The 24,243-nt window shown below is 69.8% G+C and carries 19 protein-coding genes; 10 read left to right on the forward strand and 9 right to left on the reverse strand.

Translation table 11 applies throughout. The features are described from left to right. The first annotated feature begins 17 nt into the window (after nucleotides 1-17). The 4 genes from NVS83_RS06565 (at nucleotide 18) to NVS83_RS06580 (ending at nucleotide 1,926) form a co-directional block, all read left to right on the forward strand. Complete coding sequence (locus NVS83_RS06565) at nucleotides 18-431, forward strand: cupin domain-containing protein (RefSeq protein ID WP_258738617.1); 414 nt, start codon at nucleotides 18-20, stop codon at nucleotides 429-431. 99 nt (nucleotides 432-530) lie between these two features. Next, nucleotides 531-995, forward strand: coding sequence for a MarR family winged helix-turn-helix transcriptional regulator (locus NVS83_RS06570; RefSeq protein ID WP_258738618.1), 465 nt, complete (start codon nucleotides 531-533; stop codon nucleotides 993-995). A 44-nt stretch (nucleotides 996-1,039) separates the two neighbouring features. Next, on the forward strand, nucleotides 1,040-1,600 hold the full coding sequence (locus tag NVS83_RS06575) for an isochorismatase family protein (RefSeq protein WP_258738619.1): 561 nt from the start codon (nucleotides 1,040-1,042) through the stop codon (nucleotides 1,598-1,600). 2 nt (nucleotides 1,601-1,602) lie between these two features. Next, on the forward strand, nucleotides 1,603-1,926 hold the full coding sequence (locus NVS83_RS06580; RefSeq protein ID WP_258738620.1) for a hypothetical protein: 324 nt from the start codon (nucleotides 1,603-1,605) through the stop codon (nucleotides 1,924-1,926). A 22-nt stretch (nucleotides 1,927-1,948) separates the two neighbouring features. Here the strand turns inward: NVS83_RS06580 and cydB are convergent, their stop codons facing one another. The 3 genes from cydB to NVS83_RS06595 are packed head-to-tail and all read right to left on the reverse strand — an operon-like array spanning nucleotide 1,949 to nucleotide 6,700. Then, complete coding sequence (gene cydB / locus NVS83_RS06585) at nucleotides 1,949-2,989, reverse strand: cytochrome d ubiquinol oxidase subunit II (RefSeq protein ID WP_258738621.1); 1,041 nt, start codon at nucleotides 2,987-2,989, stop codon at nucleotides 1,949-1,951. A gap of 4 nt (nucleotides 2,990-2,993) precedes the next feature. Beyond that, the gene (locus tag NVS83_RS06590; RefSeq protein ID WP_258738622.1) at nucleotides 2,994-4,397 is read right to left on the reverse strand and encodes a cytochrome ubiquinol oxidase subunit I; all 1,404 of its coding nucleotides are present in this window, start codon (nucleotides 4,395-4,397) and stop codon (nucleotides 2,994-2,996) included. A 2-nt stretch (nucleotides 4,398-4,399) separates the two neighbouring features. Continuing rightward, complete coding sequence (locus NVS83_RS06595) at nucleotides 4,400-6,700, reverse strand: FdhF/YdeP family oxidoreductase (protein WP_258738623.1); 2,301 nt, start codon at nucleotides 6,698-6,700, stop codon at nucleotides 4,400-4,402. 364 nt (nucleotides 6,701-7,064) lie between these two features. On the opposite strand from NVS83_RS06595, the gene NVS83_RS06600 reads away from it, so the two are divergent. Both NVS83_RS06600 and NVS83_RS06605 read left to right on the forward strand, forming a co-directional pair. Further along, entirely contained in the window at nucleotides 7,065-8,267 is a 1,203-nt protein-coding gene (locus NVS83_RS06600; protein WP_258738624.1) for an HlyD family secretion protein, read from the forward strand. A 9-nt stretch (nucleotides 8,268-8,276) separates the two neighbouring features. After that, the gene (locus tag NVS83_RS06605; protein ID WP_258738625.1) at nucleotides 8,277-9,842 is read left to right on the forward strand and encodes a DHA2 family efflux MFS transporter permease subunit; all 1,566 of its coding nucleotides are present in this window, start codon (nucleotides 8,277-8,279) and stop codon (nucleotides 9,840-9,842) included. 37 nt (nucleotides 9,843-9,879) lie between these two features. Here the strand turns inward: NVS83_RS06605 and NVS83_RS06610 are convergent, their stop codons facing one another. From NVS83_RS06610 to NVS83_RS06625, 4 genes are read right to left on the reverse strand one after another with little or no spacing between them, the layout of a single operon-like run. Then, entirely contained in the window at nucleotides 9,880-11,934 is a 2,055-nt protein-coding gene (locus NVS83_RS06610) for a hydantoinase B/oxoprolinase family protein (RefSeq protein WP_258738626.1), read from the reverse strand. Nucleotides 11,935-11,945: 11 nt separating this feature from the next. Continuing rightward, nucleotides 11,946-14,105, reverse strand: a complete 2,160-nt coding sequence (locus NVS83_RS06615) for a hydantoinase/oxoprolinase family protein (RefSeq protein WP_258738627.1) — start codon at nucleotides 14,103-14,105, stop codon at nucleotides 11,946-11,948. Between the two features lie 31 nt (nucleotides 14,106-14,136). Further along, nucleotides 14,137-14,469 carry an acetone carboxylase subunit gamma gene (locus NVS83_RS06620; RefSeq protein ID WP_258738628.1) on the reverse strand — a complete coding sequence of 111 codons (333 nt, stop codon included), beginning with the start codon at nucleotides 14,467-14,469 and terminating at the stop codon, nucleotides 14,137-14,139. Then, on the reverse strand, nucleotides 14,466-16,466 hold the full coding sequence (locus NVS83_RS06625; protein ID WP_258738629.1) for a hydantoinase/oxoprolinase family protein: 2,001 nt from the start codon (nucleotides 16,464-16,466) through the stop codon (nucleotides 14,466-14,468). The genes NVS83_RS06620 and NVS83_RS06625 overlap by 4 nt, the downstream gene beginning before the upstream one ends. A 159-nt stretch (nucleotides 16,467-16,625) precedes the next feature. On the opposite strand from NVS83_RS06625, the gene NVS83_RS06630 reads away from it, so the two are divergent. Then, complete coding sequence (locus NVS83_RS06630) at nucleotides 16,626-17,456, forward strand: enoyl-CoA hydratase/isomerase family protein (protein ID WP_258738630.1); 831 nt, start codon at nucleotides 16,626-16,628, stop codon at nucleotides 17,454-17,456. Nucleotides 17,457-17,471: 15 nt separating this feature from the next. Here NVS83_RS06630 and NVS83_RS06635 read toward each other — a convergent pair whose 3' ends face one another. Then, complete coding sequence (locus tag NVS83_RS06635) at nucleotides 17,472-18,662, reverse strand: CaiB/BaiF CoA transferase family protein (RefSeq protein WP_258738631.1); 1,191 nt, start codon at nucleotides 18,660-18,662, stop codon at nucleotides 17,472-17,474. A 107-nt stretch (nucleotides 18,663-18,769) separates the two neighbouring features. Further along, nucleotides 18,770-19,519 (reverse strand): histidine utilization transcriptional repressor HutC, encoded by a 750-nt coding sequence (hutC, locus tag NVS83_RS06640; protein WP_258738632.1) that lies wholly within the window; start codon nucleotides 19,517-19,519, stop codon nucleotides 18,770-18,772. A gap of 212 nt (nucleotides 19,520-19,731) precedes the next feature. Here hutC and NVS83_RS06645 point away from each other — a divergent pair, with 212 nt between their 5' ends. From NVS83_RS06645 to NVS83_RS06655, 3 genes are all read left to right on the forward strand, one after another. Further along, entirely contained in the window at nucleotides 19,732-20,658 is a 927-nt protein-coding gene (locus NVS83_RS06645) for an NAD(P)-dependent oxidoreductase (RefSeq protein WP_258738633.1), read from the forward strand. Nucleotides 20,659-20,791: 133 nt separating this feature from the next. Next, nucleotides 20,792-23,176 carry a cytochrome c3 family protein gene (locus tag NVS83_RS06650; protein ID WP_258738634.1) on the forward strand — a complete coding sequence of 795 codons (2,385 nt, stop codon included), beginning with the start codon at nucleotides 20,792-20,794 and terminating at the stop codon, nucleotides 23,174-23,176. A gap of 165 nt (nucleotides 23,177-23,341) precedes the next feature. Then, a complete protein-coding gene (locus NVS83_RS06655; protein ID WP_258738635.1) occupies nucleotides 23,342-24,181 on the forward strand; it encodes a hypothetical protein in 840 nt (279 codons plus the stop codon). The last annotated feature ends 62 nt before the right edge of the window (nucleotides 24,182-24,243 follow it).

A 24,243-nucleotide genomic window follows, 5' to 3' on the forward strand; every position in this document is an offset into this window, starting at 1 on the left:
AACCGAGGAGCGAGCGCATGACGGAGCAACCGCGCGCGAAGGCCGCGATCCTGCGGCCGGGCGAGATCACGCCGCATGATCGCGGCAACGGGGCGCGCACCATTCCGCTGGTGACGCGCGCCTCGGGCTCGACCAGCCTGCTCAACGGCATCACCGAGTTCGCGCCCGGCGCGGCAATCGCGCTCCACACCCACAATTGCGAGGAGAGCGTGATGGTGCTGGAAGGCGAGGCGATCGTCGAGATCGACGGCATCGCGCACCGCATGGGCGCGGGCGACACCACCTGGGTGCCGGCGAACCTGCCGCACCGCTTCATCAACACCTCGGAAACGGAGCGGATGCGGATCTTCTGGACCTACGCCTCGGTCGAGGCCACCCGCACCATTGTCGCCACCGGCGACACGCGGTCCATCGATTCCGAGCGGAAATAGGGGCGGGCCGCCCGGCCTCCCGCAGCGGGCGGGCACGGTCCCGACGCCAGATCGACAGGACAACTTGCAAGTTTTCCTGTTGACACCTATGTTCGGAGCATGAGCATTCCCGCCGATGCGTCGATGCCGCTGGAAGCGGCCGTGACCGAGCTTTCGCTGGCGATCGGCCAGCTCCTGCGGCGGTTGCGCGCCGAATCCAATCCCGACGGGCTGACCTGGTCGCAGACCGTGGCGCTGGCCCGGCTGGAGGAGATCGGCCCGACCACAACGGCGGACCTCGCCCGCGCCGAGTCGGTGAAGCCGCAGTCGATGGGCGCCACGCTCGCCGAAATGGAGCGCGAGGGGCTGGTCGAACGCCGCCCGCACCCGACCGACGGCCGGCAGGTCCTGTTCGCCCTCACCGCCGCCGGCGTCGAGGCCAAGCGCAAGCGCAGCGCCGCCAAGCAGAAATGGCTGCTGTCGGCGATGGCCGCCCTCGATCCCGACGAACAGCGCACGCTCATCGCGGCGGCCGCCTTGGTGAGGCGCCTGAGCGAGGCCGGGACGGACGGTCCCGACGGCTGAGGCCGTTCCGGAGCCGCCATCCCAACATCAGAAGGACAATACCCGTGACCGTGACCACCCTCGACCCGAGGTCGGCGCTCATCGTCGTCGACCTGCAGAAAGGCATCGTCTCGCTTCCGACCGCGCATCCGGCGGGCGACGTGGTGAAGCAGGTGCGCAAACTGGCGGATGCGTTTCGCGGCCGGGGCCTGCCGGTCGTGCTGGTCAACGTCGCCGGCGGCGCGCCGGGCCGCACCGAGCAGCAACGGCCGCGACGGGACTATGCGGCCGACTGGGCCGAGCTCATTCCCGAACTCGGCCGCCAGCCGCAGGACCATCTGGTGACGAAGCACACGCTGGGCGCGTTCACCAACACCGATCTCGACGCCTGGCTGAAGGCGGCCGGCGTCACGCAGGTCGTGGTCGCCGGCATCGCCACCAGCATCGGCGTCGAGACCACGGCGCGGCAGGCCTATGAGCTCGGCTTCAACGTCACGCTGGCGACCGACGCCATGACCGACCTGCAGGCCGATCCCCACGCCTACAGCATCGCGCACGTCTTCCCCCGCATCGGCGAGACCGGCACGACGCAGGAGATCATCGCGCTGCTGGAGAGGAGCGCCTGAGGGTGAACTGGCTCCACGAGCTGTCCTATTTCGCCGGCGGCGCGTTCCTCGCCAACGCCGTCCCGCACTTCGTCAGCGGGATGAGCGGACGCGCGTTCCAGAGCCCGTTCGCCCGTCCTTCCGGCGAGGGGCTGTCGTCCTCGACGGTGAACGTGGTGTGGGGGTTCGCCAACTTCGTCGTCGCCTATGTGCTGATCGCCCGCGTCGGCAGCTTCGATCTCCACGCCACGCGCGACGTCGCCGCCGTCGGCGCCGGGGTTCTGCTGATGGGTGTAGTCTCCGCACGCCTGTTCGGCCGGTTCCACGGCGGCAACTCGCCGGCCTGAACCCGGGAAGGCACCCGCCGGATCAGCCCTTCGACCCCGGCCCGCCATAGGCGCCCTCGTGCAGCGCGGTCTTGCCGCGGAACACCCAGTAGGCGTGGGCCTGATAGGCGAGGACGATCGGCAGCACGATCATGAGCCCGACGGCGATGAAGGCCAGCGTCTGCGGGTCCGACGCCCCGTCCCACACCGTCACCTCGCGCGGCACCACATAGGGCCACAGGCTCACCACCAGTCCGACGAGGCCGAGCGCGAACAGCGCCAGCGCCGAGAGGAAGGTGCGCGGTTCCGCGCCCTCCCACAGCCCGCGCCAGGTGAAGACGACCACCGCGAGCGTCACCAGCGGCACCGGGGCGAGCAGGGCGAGGTTCGGCCAGGCGAACCAGCGCGCGGCAACCTCCGGCACGCTCCACGCGCTCCACAGGCTCACCAGCCCCATCATGACGGCGGTGAGGATCAGCGCCGAATGGCCGATCTCGCGGGCGAAGACCTGGGTCGATCCGTCCGTCTTCCAGATCAGCCAGCCGGCCCCCATCAGCGCGTAGCCGCCGATCAGCCCGACGCCGCACAGCAGCCCGAGCAGGCTGAAGAAGCTGAACGGGCCGCCCGCGAACATGCCGTGCTCCACCGGCACCCCGCCGATCAGCCCGCCGAGGATGAGCCCCTGGCACAGCGTCGCCACGATCGAGCCGGCCGAGAAGGCGATGTCCCACAGGTCGCGAAAGCGGGTCGCCTGCAGGCGGAAGCCGAAGGCGACGCCCCGGAAGATGAGGGCGAACAGCATGAGCATGACCGGCAGGTAGAAGGCCGGCAGCAGCACGTAGTAGCCGGCCGGGAAGGCGGCGACGAGCAGCGTGCCGCCCATCACCAGCCAGGTCTCGTTGGCGTCCCACACCGGCTCGATGCTCGCCATCATCAGGTCGCGCTGCTCCTCGCGGGGCGCGACGAGGAAGATGATGCCGACGCCGAGGTCCAGCCCGTCGGCGAGCACGTAGACGGTGACGCAGAACGCTACCAGGGCGCCGAAGATCAGCGGAACGCCGTCCGACTGCATGAGCTCGATCATGGCATCAGCCTCCGATGGGACCGGACGTCGCGGCGGCGCCGTCGACCAGGGTTGTGGTGTTGAGCCGCTCGAGGCCGGGGCGCTCGCGGGTCGGGGGCGCGGCGGCGTCCGGGCCCTTCAGCGCCACGCGGGCGGCGAACCAGAAGAAGGCGAGCAGCAGCAGGTTGTAGATGACGAAGAAGCCGATGAAGCTCGCCGTCACCGCGCCGGCGCTCACCGGCGAGATCGCCTGCGCCGTGCGCAGGTGCCCGTAGACGATCCAGGGCTGGCGCCCGGCCTCGGTCACGGTCCAGCCGGCGACCACGGCGACGAAGCCGAGCGGCGTGGTGGCCATGGTCAGAAGCTGGAACCAGCGCGCCTCGAACAGCCGTCCGCGCAGGCGCAGCGCCAGCCCGGCGGCGGCGGTTGCCAGCAGCAGCACGCCGATGCCGACCATGATGCGGAAGGCGAAGAAGACGATCGGCACGTCCGGCTGGTCGGAGGGCGGCACGCTCTTGAGACCCTGCACCTCGCCGTCCCAGCTATGGGTGAGGTAGAGGCTGGCGAGGCGGGGGATGTCGAGCGCGTAGAAGTTGCGCTGGTCCTCCTGGTCGGGCCAGGCGATGAGCGTCATGGCCGGGCCGCGCGTGGTGTCCCACAGCCCCTCCATGGCGGCGAGCTTGACCGGCTGCTCCTTCAGCGTGTTGCGCCCCTGCAGGTCGCCGAGGAAGATCTGCGCCGGCGCGGTGACGAGGGCGAGCCACATCGCCAGCGAGAACGCCGCGCGGGACGCCTCGAGGTGCCGGCCGCGCCACAGATGCCAGGCCGAGACCCCGGCGACGATGAAGGCGCCGGTGAGGAAGCTCGCGCAGACCATGTGCGCCAGGCGATAGGGGAAGGAGGGCGAGACCACCGCCTGCCACCAGTCGACGACGTGGAAGATGCCGTTCGCATCGGCCACCGCGCCGGCGGGGGTCTGCATCCAGCTGTTGGCGGCGATGATCCAGGTGGCGCTGAACAGCGCCCCGCTCGCCACCATCAGGCAGGCGAAGAAGTGCGCGCCCCGGCTCACGCGGCCCTCGCCGAACAGCATGATGCCGACGAAGCCCGCCTCCAGGAAGAAGGCGGTGAGCGTCTCGTACATGAACATGGGGCCGAGCACGTTGGCGACGGCGCGCGAATAGCCGGCCCAGTTGGTGCCGATCTCGTAACTCATCACAATGCCGGTGATGACGCCCATGCCGAAGCCGAGCGCGAAGATGCGCATCCAGAAGCGCATCAGGTCGCGATAGACCGTTTTCCCCGTCCGCCACCACAGCAGGCTGAGCAGGGTGACGAACCAGGCGATGCCGATGGTGAAGGTCGGCCACAATATGTGGAAGGCGGCGGTGAAGGCGAACTGCGCGCGGGCGATGTCGACGGCGTCCATGGTCAGCGCCCTCCCCCGGCCGAGGTGCGCTTCTCCAGCCGCACCGGCACCGCCTTGTAGGAAGGCGTGAAGCTCTGGGGGTCGTGCGCCGCCAGCGGGACCAGCGGGTTCATCTCCGGGTAGTAGGCGGCGCAGGCGCCGTCCGGGAAGGCGTGGGGCACGACGCGGAAGGCGCGCACCCGGCGCTCGGCGCCGTCCTCGGCGACGGTGACGATGTCGACCCGGTCGTCGGCGGCGAGGCCGCGCCGCTCCATCTCCGCCGGGTTGAGGAACAGCACGTCGCGCTGGCCGTAGACGCCGCGATAGCGGTCCGAGAGCGAGTAGAGTGTGGTGTTGTACTGGTCGTGGCTGCGCACGCTGGTCAGCCACAGCGCCTCGGGATCCGTCATCGCCGGGTCCTCGCACAGGCCCTCGCAGACGAGGAGGTTGGCCTTGCCGGACGGCGTCGCCCATATGCGCTCGCGCGCCGGCGAGGCAAGGTGGAAGCCGCCGGGCCGGGCGATGCGCGCATTGTAGCCCTCGAAGATCGGGAACACCGCCTCGATGTCGTCGCGGATCAGCGCGTAGTCGCAGACCAGCCGCTCCCAGCCGACCTTCGAGCGCGCGCCGAGCGTGGCGCGGGCTATGCCGGCGACGATGGCCGGCTCGCTCATCAGATGCTCGGAGGCGGGCGGGTTCATGCCCTTCGAGGCGTGCACCATGGACATCGAATCCTCGACCGTGACCGCCTGCGCGCCGCCCGCCTGCCGGTCGAGCTCGGTGCGTCCGAGACACGGCAGGATCAGCGCCTCGCGGCCGTGGACGAGATGGCTGCGGTTGAGCTTGGTCGAGACCTGGACGGTGAGGTCCAGCCGGCGCAGCGCCGCCTGCGTCGCGCCCCAGTCGGGAATGGCGGCGGCGAAATTGCCGCCCATGCCGATGAACACCCGCGCCTCGCCGCGCAGCATGGCATCGAGCGCGGTGACGACGTTGTGGCCGTGCGCGCGCGGCGGCTCGAAGCCGAAGCGGGCGGCGAGGGCGTCGAGCAGCGCCGGGCTCGGCACCTCGGTGATGCCAACCGTGCGATCACCCTGCACGTTGGAATGACCGCGCACCGGGCAGATGCCGGCGCCCTCGCGACCGATATTGCCGCGCAGCAGGGCTAGGTTCGCCAGTTGCTGGACGTTCTGCGCGCCGTGCCGGTGCTGGGTGAGGCCCATGCCGAAGGCGAGGATGGCGCGCTCCGAGCTTGCATAGGCCCGGGCGGCGCATTCGATGTCGTCGCGCGACAGGCCGGACCTGCGCTCGATGTCGTCCCAGCGCGTGGCGTCGAGATCGGCGACCAGCGCCTCGATGCCGGCCGTGTGGCCCCGGATGAAGTCCCAGTCCAGCACCCGCGCGCCGTCCTCGCGCAAGGCGAGGCGGTCGGCCTCGACCAGCCACTTCATCATGCCCTTGATCACCGCGACGTCGCCGCCGACCCTGACCTGGAACAGGCGCGAGGAGATCGGCGTCGAGGTGAGGGTCGCCATCTCCACCGGGTTCTGCGGCGCCTGGAAGCGCTCCAGCGCCCGCTCGCGGAAGGGATTGAACGACATGATCGTTGCGCCGCGCCGGGCCGCGTCGCGCAGGCTCGTCATCATGCGCGGCGAGTTGGTGCCGGGGTTCTGGCCGAAGATGAAGATCGCGTCGGCCTTGTCGAAATCCTCCAGCAGCACCGTGCCCTTGCCGACGCCGATCGACTGCGGCAGCCCGACGCTGGTCGCCTCGTGGCACATGTTGGAGCAGTCGGGGAAATTGTTGGTGCCGTATTCGCGGGCGAAGAGCTGGTAGAGGAAGGCGGCCTCGTTCGAGGTGCGGCCGGAGGTGTAGAACTCGGCCATGTTCGGGTCGGGCAGCGCGTTGAGGTGGCGGGCGATGGTGGCGAAGGCCTCCTCCCAGCTCACCGGCACATAGGTGTCGCTGCGCTCGTCATAGCGCATCGGGTGGGTGAGGCGGCCGACCATCTCGAGCTCGAAGTCGTTCCATTCCTCGAGGTCCGTCACCGTGTGCGCGGCGAGGAATTCGGGCGTGCAGCGCTTCGCCGTCGCCTCCCACGCCACCGCCTTGGCGCCGTTCTCGCAATATTCGAACGGCGAGGTGTGCTGAGGGTCGGGCCAGGCGCAGCCGGGGCAGTCGAAGCCGCCGGGCTGGTTCATATGCGCGAGCGTCGCCATGCCGGAGACGGCGACGTGCTGCTCCACCAGCGCCTCCCCCATGGCCTTCAACGCGCCCCAGCCGCCGGCCGGCTGGTGATAGGGGCGGATGGTTTTCACGATCCCCATGGGATCCTCCTCTGGCCGGACAGCGCCCCGACCGGGCGCGGATGGCTGCCGATTGCTCGGAACAGAGGACAGGAACGGCGCGGACCGCTCCATTCTACGTGGGTTTGCCCGAATATATTTTCGGCTATGGCGCATCATACCTGCGTATATCCGTCACGTATTCCGAGGCGACAGCGGACCTAGAGCCGCCATTTCCGGCGTGATCTTAAGTATAATTTTTTCTTCAGCTTACATTCCGGCTGGGAATGCTTCTCGACACAACGGAGGCGCGGTGCGAATCGGCAAAGAGGCGTGGCGGGCGAAAAGACCTGACCCACCGGCACGCGCACTCTCGGCCATCTTCCATCCAGCCCTGGAGGGGCACATGAACATGGCCACGGATCCCGCCAAGCTCGACGCCCGCCCCGTGCCGGCGCCGCTCACGCCCGGCCCCGCCATTCCCGGGGCGAAACCGGCCGTTCCTCCGCCGCCGAAGCCCCATCTCGGGCGCCGGCGCGCCATCGAGGCGGCGATCGCCCTCGTCGTGATCGGCGGCCTCGCCGTCGCCGGCACCGAATACTGGAAGGTCTGGCGCTTCGAGGTGGCGACCGACGACGCCTATGTGCAGGCGGACATCGTCACCATCGCCCCGCAGGTCTCGGGCTATCTCACCGCGGTCAACGTCACCGACAACCAGCCGGTGAAGAAGGGCGACGTGCTCGCCACCATCGACCCGCGCGACTACCAGGCGGCGGTCGACCAGGCCGGGGCCGACGTCGCCGAGGCGAAGGCCACCATCGACGACCGGCAGGCGCAGATTTCCGAGCAGCAGGCGCTGATCGAGGAGGCGAAGGCGCAGATCGTCGCCGACGAGGCGCAGGCGACCTTCGCCGAGCAGAACAACAAGCGCTTCGGCACGCTGGCGCAGGACGGCTACGGCTCGGTCGAGACCGCGCAGCAGGCGAGCGCCCAGATCACGCAGGCGCAGGCGCAGGTGAGCCGCGACAAGGCCGCGCTCGACGCCGCGCAGAAGCAGGTCGCCACGCTCGACGCCCAGCTCGAGCAGGCGAAGGCGACGCTCGCCCATAATCAGGCGGCGCTCGACAAGGCCAAGCTCGACCTCGGCTACACGGTGCTGCGCGCGCCGGTGGACGGGGTGGTCGGCGCGCGCACGCTGCGCGTCGGGCAATATGTCGAGCCGGGCACGGCGCTGCTCGCGGTGGTGCCCCTGCAAGCGACTTACGTGGTCGCCAACTACAAGGAGACGGAGCTGTCGCAGGTCGAGCCGGGGCAGGCGGTCTCGATCGAGGTCGACACCTTCCCCGACCGCCCGGTGCGCGGCTACGTCGCCAGCCTCGCCCCCGCCAGCGGACAGGAATTCGCCCTGCTGCCGCCGGACAACGCCACCGGCAACTTCACCAAGATCGTCCAGCGCATCCCGGTGCGGATCGACCTCGACCCGACCGACCCGCTCGCCGGGCGGCTGCGGCCGGGCATGTCGGTGACCCCGACCATCCATATCGACCGGCGCTCGCCCGCCGCGCCGACTACGCCTGCCCCTGCCGTTTCCACTCCCGCCGGATCGTGAGGTGATGCCATGGACACGACCGCATCGCCTCCCCTCGTGCCGGCCGAGGCCGAGCCGGGGGCCAGCCTCACCACCTGGATCGCCGTGTTCGGCTGCATGCTCGGCGCCCTGATCGCCGTGCTCGACATCCAGATCACCAACGCCTCGCTGCCCGAGATCGAGGGCGGCATCGGCACCGGGGTCGATAACGGCACCTGGATCTCGACCGCCTATCTGATCGGCGAGATCATCATGATCCCGCTGACCGACTATCTCAGCCGGGTGTTCGGCTTCCGCCGCTTCATCCTCGGCTCGGTGGTGCTGTTCCTCGCCTTCTCGGTGGGCTGCGCCTTCGCGACCAATCTCAGCCAGATGATCGTGATGCGCGGCTTCCAGGGCTTCTTCGCCGGCTGCCTGATCCCGCTCGCCTTCACCATGGTGCTGACCCGGCTGCCGCGCCGCCAGCAGCCGGTCGGCATCGCCATCTTCGCGCTCACCGCCACCTTCGGCCCGTCGATCGGGCCGACCATCGGCGGCTACCTGACGGAGCAGTATGGCTGGCCCACCATTTTCTTCGTGAACCTGATCCCCGGCTCGGTGATGCTCGCCCTGCTCTACCCGACGCTGGAGCGCTCGGCGATGCAGCTCCACCTGCTGCGCGAGGGCGACTGGTGGGGCATCGGCTTCATGTCGATCGGGCTCGCCTGCCTTCAGACGGTGCTCGACGAGGGCAACAAGGACGACTGGTTCGGCTCGCCGCTGATCGTGCGGCTCAGCCTCGTCGCGGCGCTCTGCCTTGTCGTCTTCATCGCCATCGAGCTGACGGTGGAGCGCCCCGCGGTTCAGCTCCGGCTGTTCCTGCGCCGCAACTTCGCGCTCGGCACGGTCGCCAACACCATCGTCGGCTTCGCCCTGTTCGGCTCGGTCTACGTGCTGCCGACCTATCTCGACGAGGTGCAGGGCTACAATGCGCAGCAGATCGGTGCGGTGCTGGCCTGGGTCGGTCTGCCGCAGCTCGTCATCATCCCGTTCATGCCGTTCCTGATGAAGCGGATCGACGCGCGCCTGCTGGTCGGGGTCGGACTGGTGGTGTTCGCGGTGAGCTGCTTCATGAACAGCCATCTGAGCTTCGACGATGGCGGGCAGCAGTTCATGCTCACCAACATCGTGCGCGCGATCGGACAGGCGATCGTCATCTCGCCGCTCGCCAGCATCACCATGATCGGCACGCCGCCGGCGCTGTCAGGGCAGGCGTCCGGCCTGTTCAACATGATGCGCAGCCTCGGCGGGGCCGTCGGCACGGCGATCCTCGCGACCATCATCTCCAAGCGCGAGCAGTTCCACTCGAACATCATCGGCCAGTCGGTCACGCCGTTCGGCGAGCAGGTGCGCGACTTCCTGGCGCGCATGCAGCACTATTTCATGACCCACGGCGTGCCCGACCCGGCGCGGGCCTACCATCAGGCGGAGGTGCTGCTCGGCAATCTGGTGGCGCAGCAGGCGCTCATCATGGGCTTTTCCGACACCTTCGCGGCGATGGGCGCGCTGCTGCTGTTCGCCGCCATCGCGGTGGCGCTCATCCGCAAGACGGCATGAGGCGCGTGGGCGGGCGCCACCCGCACGGGCGAGCGCCTCAGATGCGGATCACCTCGCGGTTCGGCTTCGCGTCGGGCCACGAGCCGAAGAACTTCAGCGCCTGCGGGTGCGGGCGCCTGGCGCTCCATTCGCGCATGAACTCGCCATAGGGCTTGGCCCGAGCGAGGCGGGTACGGCGTGCCTCGGCGCGGGCGGCCTCGGTCGCCTCCTCGTCCACCAGCAGCGTCTCGGGCTCGAGCACCACATGGTAGACGCGCCGCGCCGTCTCCGGCGTGATGGCGCGGGTGCGCACGTCCTCGGCGACCTCGGCGGCGGGGCGCTCCAGCACGTCGCCATAGCCGCCCCCGCCCTGCGTCGAGGAGCAGATGATCTCGCCGCGATGGACCACCCGCGCCGGGCGTGCCTGATGCTCCATCACGATCGTGCCGCCGAACGGGTTCTCCTTCACGAGGTCGGCGTCGCCGTCGGCGAGCGTCAGCGCGCCGTCCTTCATCGCCGCGACGGCGTCGGTGCCGACCACGCGGATCGCCGGCACCACGGTCTCCGAATAGCCGCCGAACAGGCCGGTATGGGTGGGGAACTTGGATTCCTTGGTGGTCGCGGTGAACACCGCATAGGGCACCTTGTGCACCACATAGGCGATGGTCACGCCGTTGCCGCCGCGCCAGCGCCCGAAGCCGCCGGAATCGGGCATGTTCTTCTGGTAGAGATGCAGCAGCGGGAAGGCGCGCTCGATGTCCTCCACGTCCGGCCCCTTGCCCCACGGCCCGTGCGGGAAGCCGAAGGCGTCGATGCCGTCCATGTCGTGGCGCGCCGACAGGCCCCAGGCGTTGAGCGGGAAGCCCATGAAGTCGACCACCTTGGCGCCGTGCTGATTGGTGCAGGCGATCATCGGCGCCGAGGAATTGGACGAGCAGAAGCCGCAGACGAGGTCGCGCTGCGGGCTGTCATACATCATCTTGGAGATGGCGACACCGAGCAGCGGGAACACCGCCGAGGCGGTGATCGGCGAGCAGGAGATCGCCGCCTCCGGGTCCGGGTCCATGATCGTGCCGTGCGGGATCACGAAGTCCACCGGCTCCATCGTGCCCGCCGAGATCGGGAAGTCGTGGAACGGGAACTGGTAGAGATTGACCGCGCAGTGCGCGCGCACGGAGGGCGCCAGCGCCTGGAACGAGCCCTCGTGCTCGGGCGAGGTTCCGGTGAGGTCGATGGTCAGCCGGTCGCCCTTCTTGTGGACCGCGATCGGCACCCGCAGCAGGCTCGCCTCCGAGCCAGTGGTGTCGATGAACACGACGTGGCGGTAGACGCCGTCGTTCCAGGTGGAGATGCGCTTGCGCGCCCCGTCCTCGGATTCCTTGATCATCTTGCGGAACAGGCCGGAGAGGAACCGCGCGCCGCGCCGGGCGGCGACCTCCTGCACCCGCAGCCGGATCCGGTCGCAGGCGGCGACGCGCGCCTTCACGTCCGTCACCTGCATGCGCGGGGCGCGGGAGATGAAGTTCTCCATCATCATCAGGATGTCGGTCTTCAGGCGGTAGTTCTCGCCGATCTTGATCGGCGTCAGCTTCATGCCCTCGTCGTGGCGGCTCACCGCCGTGGTGATCTCGCCGCCCGGCTCCTTGCCGCCGGTCTCCGACTGGTGCGCGCCGACCACCACCCAGGAGACGATCGCGCCCTCGTGGAAGATCGGCATGATGGCGAACTGGTCGGGATTGTGGATCCCGCCATAGATCGCCTCGTTGCAGTAGAAGACGTCGCCTTCGCGCACGCCCACGCTCGGGTCCTGCTCGAAATAGCGCAGGATGAACTTCACCGGGATCTGGCCGGTGACGCAGTGCAGATAGGTGCCGCAGGCGGTGGTCACGAGGTCGCCCTCGGCGGTGTAGATGCCGGCCATGGTGTCGCCGGAATGGAGCATGGAGGAGATGCCCATCAGGGTCATCACCCGCTTGCCCTCCTCCAGGATCATGTTGAGCTTCTCGGAGAAGATCTCGTAGTCGCCGGGGCCGAGCTCCTCCATCGCCGCGAGCTGCTCGGGGCTGGGCGCGGTCGGCTTGAGGCCGGAGGTCACCAGTTCCATGTCGAACATCGCGCGCTCCTTCAGCCCTGCTGCGCGGGGGAACGCCCGCCCGCGCCGGTGCGGCGGATCAGCCCGTTGCCGTATTCGTCGAGTAGGAAGCTCCAGCCCGGCTCGACGACGATGGTGGTGTCCGACGCCTCGATCAGCGCCGGGCCCTCGAAACTGTTGCCGGGCGCAAGGCGCTCGCGGTCGTAGATGTCGGTCTCGTGCCAGCCGATGTCGCGCCAGTAGGCCGGGCGGGTGCCGGTGCGGGCGGCGGACGGGTCGGCATCGCCGAGCGGCCGCGTCCTCGCCGCGGGCTTGGGCATGCGCACGGTAGCGCGGATGACGAAGTTCTCGATCTCCACCCCGGCCTCGGGGGTGAGGCCCATGGCGCTGTAAGCGGCGGCGTAGTCGGCCTCGAACGCCTTGTAGAGCGCGGCGACGTCGCCTTCCCCGTCGAGATGCAGCACCGGCGAGATGGTGCGGCTGGTGTTGAGCTGGCCGCCGAACTTCATGTCGAGCTCGAGCTGCCATTCGGCCTTGTCGGGGTCGACGCCCTCGCCGCGGAAGTCCTGCCGGCCGCGCTCGATCAGCGCGTCGACCACGGCGTTGAAGGTGGCGAAATCGTCGAAGGTGCGCCCGTTCAGGTCGATCAGGTGGAGGTGGAGCGACTTCTCGTAGAGATGGACGATGTCCATGGTCGAGGAGCCGAAGGCGCAGAAGGTCGAGGAATAGGGAAACACCACCACGGTCTCGAGCTGCGCCGCCTCGGCGAAGCCAGTGGCGTGGACCGGGCCGGCGCCGCCCAGCGCGAACAGGATGAAGTCGCGCGGGTCGAAGCCCTTGAGCACGGTCTCCTTGTAGATCTCCCCGCCCATCGTGCCGTCGATGACGCGCTTGGCGAGCAGCGCCGCCTCCTCCACCGGCACGCCGAGCGGACCCGCGACCTTTTCCGCCACCGCCTTGCGGGCGAGGTCGCAGTCGAGCGTCAGGCGTCCGCCATGGAAGGTGTCGGGGTTGAGATAGCCCAGCACGAGGTCGGCGTCGGTCACGGTCGGCAGGTCGCCGCCCTGGTCGTAGCAGGCGGGGCCGGGATTCGAGCCCGCGCTCTCCGGTCCGACGGTGAGCTGGTTGCCGAGCAGCGGGTTGACCTGGATGATCGAGCCGCCGCCCGCGCCGATGGAGCGCACGTCGAGGATGGTGGCGTCGACGGTCCAGGTGTCGATGACGGGCTGGAACTGGTAGAAGCGGGTCGAGCCCTCCGCCACCATGCCGATGTCGAAGCTGGTGCCGCCCATATCGGCGGAAATGACGTTCTTGTAGCCGTAGAGCGGGGCGAGGTGGTAGCTGCCCATCACGCCCGCCACCGGCCCGCCATTGAAGGTGTTCACGGCCGAGGTCTTCAGCACCGAGGCCATGCCGCCGGTGTTGTGCACCATCATCAGCGGCTTGCGGTAGGCGCGCTCGCGGAACTCCTCGGCGATGCCCATCAGCTCGTGATACATCGCCTGGTGCAGGTAGCCGTTCAGCAGCGTCATCATGGTGCGCGGATATTCGAAGATCCGCGGCGACACCTCGCTGGAGAGGAACACCGGCATCGAGCCGAGATAGGCGTCGCCATATTCCTCGAGGATCAGCTCCTTGATGCGCTGCTCGTGGACCGGATTCATGAACGACCACAGCAGTGAGACCACGAAGCTGCGTGCGCCGCGGTCCACGAGGCCGCGAAGCTGCTCGAGGAAGCGCGCCTCGTCGAGCGGGTAGATCACCTCGCCGGTGGAATCGACGCGCTCGGCGACGCCGACCACCATCTCCCGGTCGACCAGCGGCTCGGGACGCTTCATGCGCGCGATGTTGCGCGTGGTCTTGAACGGCAGGCCGTCGGCCCACTGGCTGCAGCGGCCGATTAAGATCGTGTCCTCGAAGCCGTGGGTGGTGATCAGCGCGACCTTGGGGCCGTTGCGCTGGATCAGCTTGTTCATGGCGATGGTCGAGGAGTAGCGCACGATGCCGGTCTCGGCGAGCAGCTGCTCCACCGACAGGTCGAGCTTTGCCGCCCCCTCCTCGATCGCCTGAAGCGTGCAGACCGACAGGTCGTAGGCAGTCGTGCGCGCCTTGCACCACACGCTCTCCTCGCCGCGGGCGATGTAGCAGTCGGTGAAGGTGCCGCCGATGTCGATGTCGATTGCGGTGGTCATGCGTGAATCCCCGCGGAGGCGAAGCCGGACGTCAGGCCCCGTGCCGGGCTTTGAGAGCGTCGATGTCGAGTTCGATGTCGTGCGTGATCGGATGGCCGGGCGGCAGGTACTCGACCTCGATCAGCGTGGCGCAGTTCGGGCAGTAGAACTCGACCAGCCGGCACCATTCCGGGTCGGGCGCGAAGGTGTACTCGCCCTCCACCACCGGCTCGTGCACCTCGCGCGGGTCGCGGTCGGCGACGAGGCAGCCTTCCTTGTAGCTGGCGCGCGCCGGGCCGAGGTCGTGGTCGCAGCGCCGGCACTGCCAGCGCTCGCGCGCGAGGTCGATGGCGAGATATTCGGTGATCTCAACCTTGCCGCTCATGATGTGATCTCCACCACGCCGCCGCCATGCGGATCGATCTCGAGCGTGCGGCCCGCCGGCACCAGGATCGAGGTGTGCTCGGTCTCGGCGATGGCCGGGCCGGCGATGCGCGCGCCGATCGGCAGCCGGTCGAAACGGTAGACCGGCGCAGTGACCCGGCCTTCGGCGGTGACGATCGCCCGCGTGCCGGCGAGCGCGCCGTCCGCATCCGCCGCCCGCTCGCCGAGCGCGGCCAGCACCGGATGGGGAATGCGCCCGGTGGCGGTGAGGCGCAGCTCGACATAGCCGCCCATGCCGCCCGCCGCATCGCCCGCCTGCGCGGCGAGCGCGCCGATCGCCGCCATCGCCTCCTCGCCCACGGGCAGCGGGCCGATGCGCGCCGCGCTGGCGCGGCCGGCGAACACGGCCGCCTCGAGCGTGCTGTCGACCTCGGCCGGCAGGAAGCCCTCGCCGCGCATGTCGCGCGCCGCCTCCGCCTCCATGCCGGCGATCTTGCCGGCGACGGCGTCGGGTCCCGCGCCAGCCGGCAGGATCGCCTCGTAATGGTGGGTGACGTCGAGCGTCGACGCCCCGAAGGCGGAGAACACCGGCGCGGTCAGCGGGAAATAGGCCCGCGCCGCGCCGAGCTTCTCGGCGACGCCGACGGTGAGGAGCCCGCCCCCGCCGCCCACCGCATAGAGCGTGACGTCGCCGAAGCCGGCATTCTCCGGCACGAAGCCGCCCTCGGAAATGTAGCGGGCGAGCCGCGCCTCCACCGCCTCCTTGGCGGCCAGCATCGCCGCCTCGGGCTCGAGGCCGAGCGGGCCGGCAAGCTCGCGCTCGACCGCGGCGCGGGCGAGGTCGCCCTTCAGCTTCTTGCGGCCGCCGAGATAAGCGTCGGCCTCGATCAGGCCGAGCGCGAGCCAGACGTCGGTGGGCGTCGCCATGGTGCCGCCGAGCCCGAAGCCGGCCGGGCCGGGCACCGCGCCCTGGCTGTCCGGGCCGACGGTCAGCGTGCCGTCCGCGGCGCGGATCTTCGAGCCGCCGCCGACGCCGTAGGAGATGATGTCGGGGATGCGCTGGAGCACGTCGACATCGCGGATCGGGCGCTGGCTGGCGCCGTTCGGCCGGCCGTTCTCGATATAGGCGACGTCCGAGGTGGTGCCGCCGACGTCGATCACCAGCACCTTCGCATGGCCGAGCGCCTCGGCGGTGACGCCGGCGCCGCGGACGCAGGCGGCGGGCCCCGACTGGTAGGAATTGATGGCGCGCGTCTTGGCGACGCGGGTGCAGCCGAAATCCGCCGTCACGATCATCAGCGGGTGGCGGTAGCGGTTGCGGCGGACCAGGTCCTCGGCCTTGTAAAGCGACTGCGCCAGCGAACGGTGGAAATAGGCGTTGATCACCGTGGTGTTGGCCCGAAGCGCGTCGTCCGGCACCATCGAGATCTGGTGCGAGGCCAGCATCGGCACCGCGCCGAGATAATGGCGCGGATAGGAGGCCTCCAGCACCGCGCGCACCTTCTTCTCGTTGGCCGGGTTGAGATGGGCGTTGGCGAGGCAGATGACGAGCATGCGCGCGCCCTGCTCAAGGATCTCGCGTGCCTTGGCCTCGATCTCGTCGGTCGAGGGCTCGCGGACCACTGCGCCGCCGGCGTCCACCTCCTCGTCGAGCCCGACCACCAGCCGCGCCGGCAGGAAGGCGAAGAGCGGGTTGGCGCCGCCCGCGCCGTAAAGCGCTTCCTCGGCGCCGCGCGTCACGATCACCCCGAGCTTGGGGCCGGAGAGCTGCACCGCCGCATTGGTGGCGATGGTGGAGGAGAAGCGCACCACGCGGGTCTGCGCCAGCAGGTCGCTGGTCGGCAGGCCGATCGCCTTCGCCCCGCTCTCGATGCAGTTCCAGAAGCACAGGGTGAGGTCGTGGGGCGTGGTGTCGACCTTTACGCCGACCTTGCGGTCGGGGCCCGCCACATAGCCGTCAGTGAAGGTGCCGCCGGTGTCGATGTCGATGGTGTACACCCGAGACTCCGCCGCTTCCGGAAGCCGCCCGAGAGGACATCGCCCACGAGCCGTTTCCGTCTCCGCCTGATCTGTATATACAGGTAAACATAGATGACGACGGGGCGGAAGATGCCGCCGCGGTCAAAGTTTAGGCACGGCTGCAATGACGCTGCCGCAATGGCACGCAAGGATGTGCCGGGCGTGCGGAGGGGATCGACGATGGCGGAAGCGGCGGATTCGCGCGGGCGCATCACGCTCGAGATCGAGGACGGCATCGCGCGCATCGCGATCGACCGGCCGGCCCATCTCAACGCGCTGAACAACGCGCTGCGCGCCGAGCTCGCCGGTGCGGTCGAGTGCGCCGCCGCCGCGTCGGAGACCCGGGTGATCGTGCTGCGCGGCGCCGGCGAGCGTGCCTTCGTCGCCGGGGCCGACATCGAGGAGCTGATCGACCTCGACGAGGCCGGCTCGGTCGCGCTTTCCGACCGCATCGCCGACTTCCACGACCGGCTGGCGGCGCTGCCGGTGCCGGTGATCGCTGGCATCCGGGGCTGGTGCCTCGGCGGCGGGCTGGAGCTGGCGCTCGCCGCCGATATCCGCCTCGCCAGCGAGAATGCGCGCTTCGGCCTGCCGGAGATCAAGCTCGGCATCCTGCCCGGCGGCGGCGGCATCACGCGGCTGAAGCGTCTGGCGCCCGGCGCGGCGCATATATGCCTCACCGGCGAGATCATCCTGGCCGAACGGGCCCTCGCCACCGGGCTGGTGAGCGAGGTCTGCTCGGAGGAGGCGTTCGAGGCCCGTCTCGACGCGCTGGCCCGCGAGCTCGCAGGATTCAGCGCCCCGGCGCTGGCGGCGATGAAGGCCGCGCTGCGCGTGTCACCCGCCCTCGACGTCGGCGAGGCGACGCGGCGCGAGGGGCGCATCGGCGCCCCGCTCTATGGCACGCCGGGGCAGCGCACGGCGATGGCCGATTTCCTCGAGGCGCGGGCGCGGCGGCGGAAATCATAGCCGGCTACGTGGCCGCTAGATGATCCCGGCCCGGCGCAATTCCTCGCGCCGCTCCGCCGGGATGCCGAGCACCTCCTCGAGGATCGCATCGGTATGCTCGCCGAGCAGCGGCGCCGGCGTCACCTGGCCGCGCGGGACGTCGTAGAACTGCACCGGCTGCTCCATCACCCGCACCGTGCCGGCGGCCGGATGGTCGACCTCGGCGAAGAGCCTGCGGAAGGTGACATGCGCGCTCGCCGCCGCCTGCTCCACCGACCAGATCGGCGAGACCGGGATGCCTTCCCGGTCGAGGATCGCGACCACCTCCTCGACCGAACGCGCGCGCGTCCATGCCTCTACCGCCGGCCGCAGCACCTCGGCATGTTCGGTGCGGCTGCTGTCGGTGGCGAAGCGGGGATCGTACGCAAGCTCCGGCTGGCCCATGGCGGCGGCGAGGCGCGCGAACAGCGCATTGTTCGCCACCGCGATGATGACCTGCCCGTCGCGGGCCGCGAAGCTGCCGAAAGGCGTCGAGATCGCATGGTGGTTGCCGGTGCGCGTGGGGCTGGCGCCGGCGAAGAGCATGAGGCTCATCGGCGTGGGCAGCAGCGAGAAGATGGAATCGAACATGGCGACGTCGATCCGCCGCCCCTCGCCGCTGCGCAGCCGCCCGACCAGCGCCACCGCCACCGCCCAGGCGCCGTATAGGCCGGAGGAGAGGTCGCCGAGCGCGTCGCCCACCCGGGTCGGCGGGCCCTCGGGGTCGCCGGTCATGCTCATCATGCCGGCCATGGCCTGGGCGACGATGTCGTAGGAGGGACGCTTGGCGAGCGGGCCCTCCTGACCGAAGCCGGAAATGGAGAGATAGACGATGCCGGGGTTGATCGCCTTCGCCTGCTCGAAGCCGATGCCGAGCCGGTCGGCGACGCCAGGGCGGAAATTCTCCACGATCACGTCGCTCTTCGCGATCAGCTCGTGGGCGAGCTCGCGCGCCTCTTCCTGCTTGAGGTCGAGTGCCATCGAGCGCTTGTTGCGGTTCATCAGCAGGAACAACCCGCCCTCGCCGCCGACGAACGGGCCGATATGGCGGTAGTCGTCGCCTTGCGGCGGCTCGACCTTGATCACCTCGGCGCCGACATCGGCCAGCAGCGCGGTGCAGAACGGGCCGGCGAGGACGCGGGAAAAATCGAGCACGCGAATGCCGGCGAGCGGCTTGGATCCGGCCACTGAAATCTCCTGCGGCGGGCGGTCGAGAGGCGAGCGAGCTTAAGCGCCGCCGCCCTATCTATACAAGTCTAGATCAGCAGACGGGAGCTACGCCCGGCGCTTCCGCCTCAGTCCCGCGTCGTCGTGCGGCCGGAGAGGCTGTAGCGCGAGCCGGGATGGACGAAGGTCATGTAGTTGGTGACGGTCGGCCCGACCCAGGTGCGGCGCTTGACCACGAGGCACGGCTCGCCCGGCTCGATATCGAGATGCCCGCACCATTCCTCCCGCCCGGCCACCGCCTCGATCAGGTGGTCGGCCTCGGTGGGCGGGGTGATCGAGAACAGATAGGCGGTGGTGCTGCCGGTCTCGTAGTTCTGCTTCAGGAAGTCGGGGGCAAAGGCGGGCAGCACGTAGCGGTCCTCGAGCTGCACCGGCACCTCGTTCGCCGCATGGACGATGAGGGCGCGGTAGAGCTTCGCCTTCTCCGGTGTCGCCATGCCGAGGCTGACCTCGCGCGGCGGCACCACCGCGCGCAGCTCGATCACCCGGCTCGAATGCACCTCGCCACGCGAGCGGATGTGGTCGGCGATGTTGTGGATCTCCACCACCGCCGAGGCCGGCTTGGCGCTGGCGACGAAGGTGCCGACGCCGGGAATGCGATCGATCACGTTGCGGCGCGCCAGCTCGCGCATCGCCCGGTTGATGGTCATGCGCGAGATGCCGAGCAGGCGCGAGAATTCCGGCTCGCTCGGCAGCCGGTGGCTGGCGCCCCACTCGCCCGATTCGATCTTCCCGAGAATAAAGCGCTCGACCCGCTCGTAGAGCGGCGCCGGATCCTGCGGGAACTGGTCGAGGGAAATGGTCACTGCGCCGTCCATCCTGCCTTCCCGCTGCCCGCCGGTCGCCCTTCGTCCAGCCCGGCCATGCGACGCATCGCTCCAGTCCTGGGGATTCGGCCACGACGATCCATGGGCAAAGCTAGCCATGGCACGGTCCGATGCCCGATTCCAGAGGGTTTTTCCAAACCTGTCTAGACATGTCTTTGGTGCACCCTAAGATGGATGCCTCGCGAGCGACAGGGGAGACAGCCGTGGCTGAGCGTATCGGGTTCCTTGGCACCGGGCTGATGGGGCGACCGATGGCCGAGCGCCTGCTCGCCGCCGGCTTGCCGCTCGCCGCCTGGAACCGGACGCCGGAGAAGGCCCGCCCGCTCGAAGCCCTCGGCGCCACGATCGCGCCCACTCCGGCCGCGGCGGTCGAGGGCGCGGGAATCGTCTGCATCATCCTCGAACATGCGGCGTCGATCGAGGAAGTGCTGTTCGCGCCCGCGCTGATCGAGGCGCTCGCCCCCGGCACGGTGGTGGTCGATCTCACCTCGCTGCATCCCGACGCCGCGCGCGAGAACGCCCGGCGCCTCGCCGGGCACGGCGTCGTCTATCTCGACGCGCCGGTTTCGGGCGGCCCTCCCGGCGCCGTCGACGGAACGCTGGCGATCATGGTGGGCGGCGAGCCTCGCGGCTTCGAGCGCGCGCAGCCGGTGCTGAACCGGCTCGGCCGCGCGATCCATGTCGGGCCCTCCGGCTCGGGCCAGATCACCAAGCTCGGCAGCCAGATCATCTCCGGCGCGGCGCTGGCGGCGGTCGCCGAGGCGCTGCTGCTGTTCTCGCAGACCGGGGTCGCGGTGGAGCGCGCACGCGAGGCGCTGTTCGGCGGCTATGCCGACAGCAAGGTGCTGCGCCTGCATGGCGAGCGGATGATCGGGCGCCATTTCGAGCCGGGTGGCCATGTCCGCACCTTCCTGAAGGACCTCAACGCCGCCGCCGACCTCGCCACGCGCGCCGAGCTCGACCTGCCGGTCGCCACCCTCTCGCGGGCGATGTTCGACGCCCTGTCGCGCGACGGCCACGGCGAATGCGACATCGCCGCCATGGCGCTGGAGATCGAGCGGCGCAATGCGGGACGGCGGATCGGCGCGCTTCCCGCCGGGGAGCCGGCGCCCGAGGAGACGCCGCGCTGAGGTGGCCGAACCTCCATCTCCATACCGTCACCCCCATACCGCCATTCCTCCCGCCATCTCGCAATCCGCCGCGAAGCGGATAAGCTGCTGACGTTGCGGCGTGTTGGGAGCGTCGCGCTTCGAATGTGAGTGCATGATACCGAGGGACGAACTGAAGGCACCGCTCGCCGCAATGCTGGTCGGCACATTGACGGCGCTGGCCCTTCTGCTGCTTCCGCTCGCGCGCGAATCGGGGATCGTCGCCCCGGCGGTGGCCGATTCCGCCGAGCTGGCGGCGGGCGGCATCGGTGCGCTCACCCCCGGTGCGCCGGCTGGCTTTGCCGGCTCGGCGGCCTGCGCGGGCTGCCACGCCCCGGAAGTGAAGGCCTGGCTTTCCTCCCAGCATGCCGAGGCCATGAGCCTCGCCACGGCAGAGACCGTGCGCGGCGATTTCGACGATGCGCGGGCGGGCAAGGAAGGAGCGAGCGCGCGCTTCTTCCGCGACGGGGGGCGCTATGAGGTCGAGATCGAAGGCAAGGACGGCACGCCCTCCCGCTTCACCGTCACCCACACCTTCGGCCTTTATCCGCTGCAGCAATATCTGGTCACCATGCCCGACGGGCGGCTGCAGGCGCTGCCCTTCGCCTATGACACGCGCCCAAAGTCCGAGGGCGGGCAGCGCTGGTTCCACCTCTATGCCGACGATCCGCCAGCGCCCGGCGACCCGCTGCATTGGACCGGACCGCAGCAGAACTGGAACTTCATGTGCGCGGAGTGCCACTCGACGGCGCTGCGCAAGAATTACGAGGCCGCCACCGACACGTTCCACACGACGTTCTCGGAAATCAGCGTCGGCTGCGAGAGCTGCCACGGCGCCGCGGAAGGCCACATCGCCTGGGCCAGGCAGGCGCGGGAAAAGGGCACAAGCGACGCGGCGACGCCGAACAAGGGCTTCGCGAGCGTCGCCGCGGTGCGCCCGCCCGCCGACTGGACCATCGACCCCGCGACCGGAAGCCCTGCCCATGGCGTCTCGCGTCCTGCCGGCGACGTGGTCGAGACCTGCGCACGCTGCCATGCCCGGCGCGGCGTCTTCTCGGAGAACTGGCAACCCGGCCAGCCGCTGACCGACACGCATGTGCCGGTGCTACTGGGCGAGGGCCTGTTCGAGGCCGACGGCCAGAATCTCGACGAGGTGTTCAACGACCACGCCTTCAAGCAGAGCCGCATGTATGCCAAGGGCGTGACCTGCACCGACTGTCACGATCCCCATACGGCGCAACTGCGCGCGCCCGGGGCGCAGGTCTGCGGCCAGTGCCACATGCCCGAGCGCTTCGATACTCAGGCCCATACCGGCCACGCGCCCGGCCCGAACGCACCGGACTGCATCGCCTGCCACATGCCCGCGCGCACCTACATGGTGATCGACCGCCGGCACGATCATTCCTTCCGCATCCCGCGCCCGGACCTCTCGATGACGCTCGGCACGCCGAACACGTGCAATGCCTGCCACACCGACAAGCCGCCGAGCTGGGCCGCGGCGGCGATCGAGCGCTGGCACGGACCCGAGCGCAAGGGCTTCCAGAGCTGGGGGCCGGCCTTCCACGACGCACGTGCCGGAGCGCCCGAGGCGCGCGAGGAGCTGATCGCGCTCGCCGGCGAGCCGTCCGTGCCGGGCATCGTGCGGGCAACGGCGATCGGCGAACTCGAGCGCTTCCCCTCCGTCGCCAGCGACGAGGCGGCGCGGCGCGCGCTTTCCGATCCCGACCCGATGGTGCGCGTCGCGGCGCTGCGCGCGCAGGCCGGGCTTCCTCTCGACCAGCGCTGGCGCCGCGCCGGCCGGCTGCTCGACGATCCCTCTCCCCTCGTGCGGCTGGAGGCGGCAAGCCTGCTCGCCGACCAGGACCCCGCAGCGCTCGATCCCGCCGACCGGGTGCGGCTGGAAGCCGCCTTCCGCGCCTATGTCGAGGCCCAGCAACTCGCCGCCGACCGGCCGGAGGGCCATGGCAATCTCGGCCTCTTCCTCTCGCGCCGGGGCGATCTCGCGGGCGCGGAGAAGGAGCTGAAGCAGGGGCTGGCGCTTCATCCGCTGGCCTCGACGCTCCGGCTGAACCTTTCCGACCTGTACCGGGCCCAGCACCGCGAAGAGGAAGCCGAGCGCGTGCTGCGCGAGGGGCTCGCCCTGCATGAGGAGGCCGATCTGCACCATGCGCTGGGCCTCGCCCTAGTGCGGCAGAAGCGCTACGACGAGGCGCTCACCGAACTCGCCCGGGCGAGCGCGCTGGCGCCCGACGCGCCGCGCTACGCCTATGTCTACGCGGTCGCGCTGCAATCGCGCGGAGAACAGGCGCAGGCGCAGCGCGTGGTGGTCGAGGCGCTGGCGCGCCATCCCAACGATGCCGGCCTCATCAGCCTCGCGCTCGGGCAGGCGCTCCGCACCCGCGACGTCGAGCGGGCACGCGGCCTCGCCCGGCGGCTCGCCGCGCTGCAGCCCGACAATGCCGACATCGCCCGCCTCGCCGCCCAGCTCGAGGGGCGCTAGCGGCGCGGCGCAGGACGCAACCGCCATGGCGTAACGCAAACCTGCATGGCGTTACGTAAACCGACACGGCGTGACGCAAAATGCAAAGCAGGCCGCGCGATCCTGCGCCATCATTTCGCGTCATGCGTGCGCCCGCGGGAAGGCGCGCGCCATACGGGGGCTTCCATGCGCATCGTCGGCATCGTTGCTGGTCTTCTCTGCGGCACCGTTCTCAGCGGCGCCCTCACATGCGGCGCGCTCGTCTGGAGCGCGCGGCCGGCCGCAGCGGCGGACCTCGAGCCCTCGGTGCCCGTGGCCACGGGGCCGGTCGAGATTCCCTCCTCCGACTGGCGCTACCAGCTCACATTCTATGGCTGGCTGACCGGGCTCAACGGCCATGTCGGCGTGCGCGGCCTGCCGCCCGCCAATGTCGACATATCGGCGAAGGACGCGCTGGAGGACCTCGACGGTGCCCTCATGGGCTCGTTCCTGGCCCAGAACGACAGATGGACCCTGCTGTTCGACCTCATCTATACCGACGTCACCTCGCAGGCGACCTTCGGCCCCCTCGGCGGCAGCACGGCGCGGCTCGGCCTCACCCAGGTCATCGTGCAGGGACTCGCCGGCTACGCCCTGCCGGTCGGCCTGCCCGAGGGCGCCACGCTGAGCGGCACGGTCGGCTTCCGCTACCAGCACCTCGACAGCGACTTCAATTTCACCAACGCCTATGTGCCGCTCGCGATCTCCAGCAGCGGCACGCAGGACTGGATCGACCCCACCGTCGGCCTGTTCCTGCAGTACAAGATCAATGACAAGTGGTTCTTCAACGCGCTCGGCGACGTCGGCGGCTTCGGCGTCTCCTCCAAGCTGACCGCGCAGGGCTTCGCCTCGCTCGGCTATATGTGGACCGACTCCCTCTCCACCGCGATCGGCTACCGCGCGATCTACACCGACTACGAGGATGGCGGCTTCGTCTACGACATAACGCAGCACGGCGTGTTCATCAGCGCCGCCTATCACTTCTGAGGCCGGCGCCACAGCCACCAAGCCCGCGCCCCCGGCCCCGGCCCCGGCCCCCGGCCCCCGGC

The sequence above is a fragment of the Ancylobacter mangrovi genome (genome assembly GCF_024752335.1).
Classification (GTDB): Bacteria; Pseudomonadota; Alphaproteobacteria; order Rhizobiales; family Xanthobacteraceae; genus Ancylobacter; species Ancylobacter mangrovi.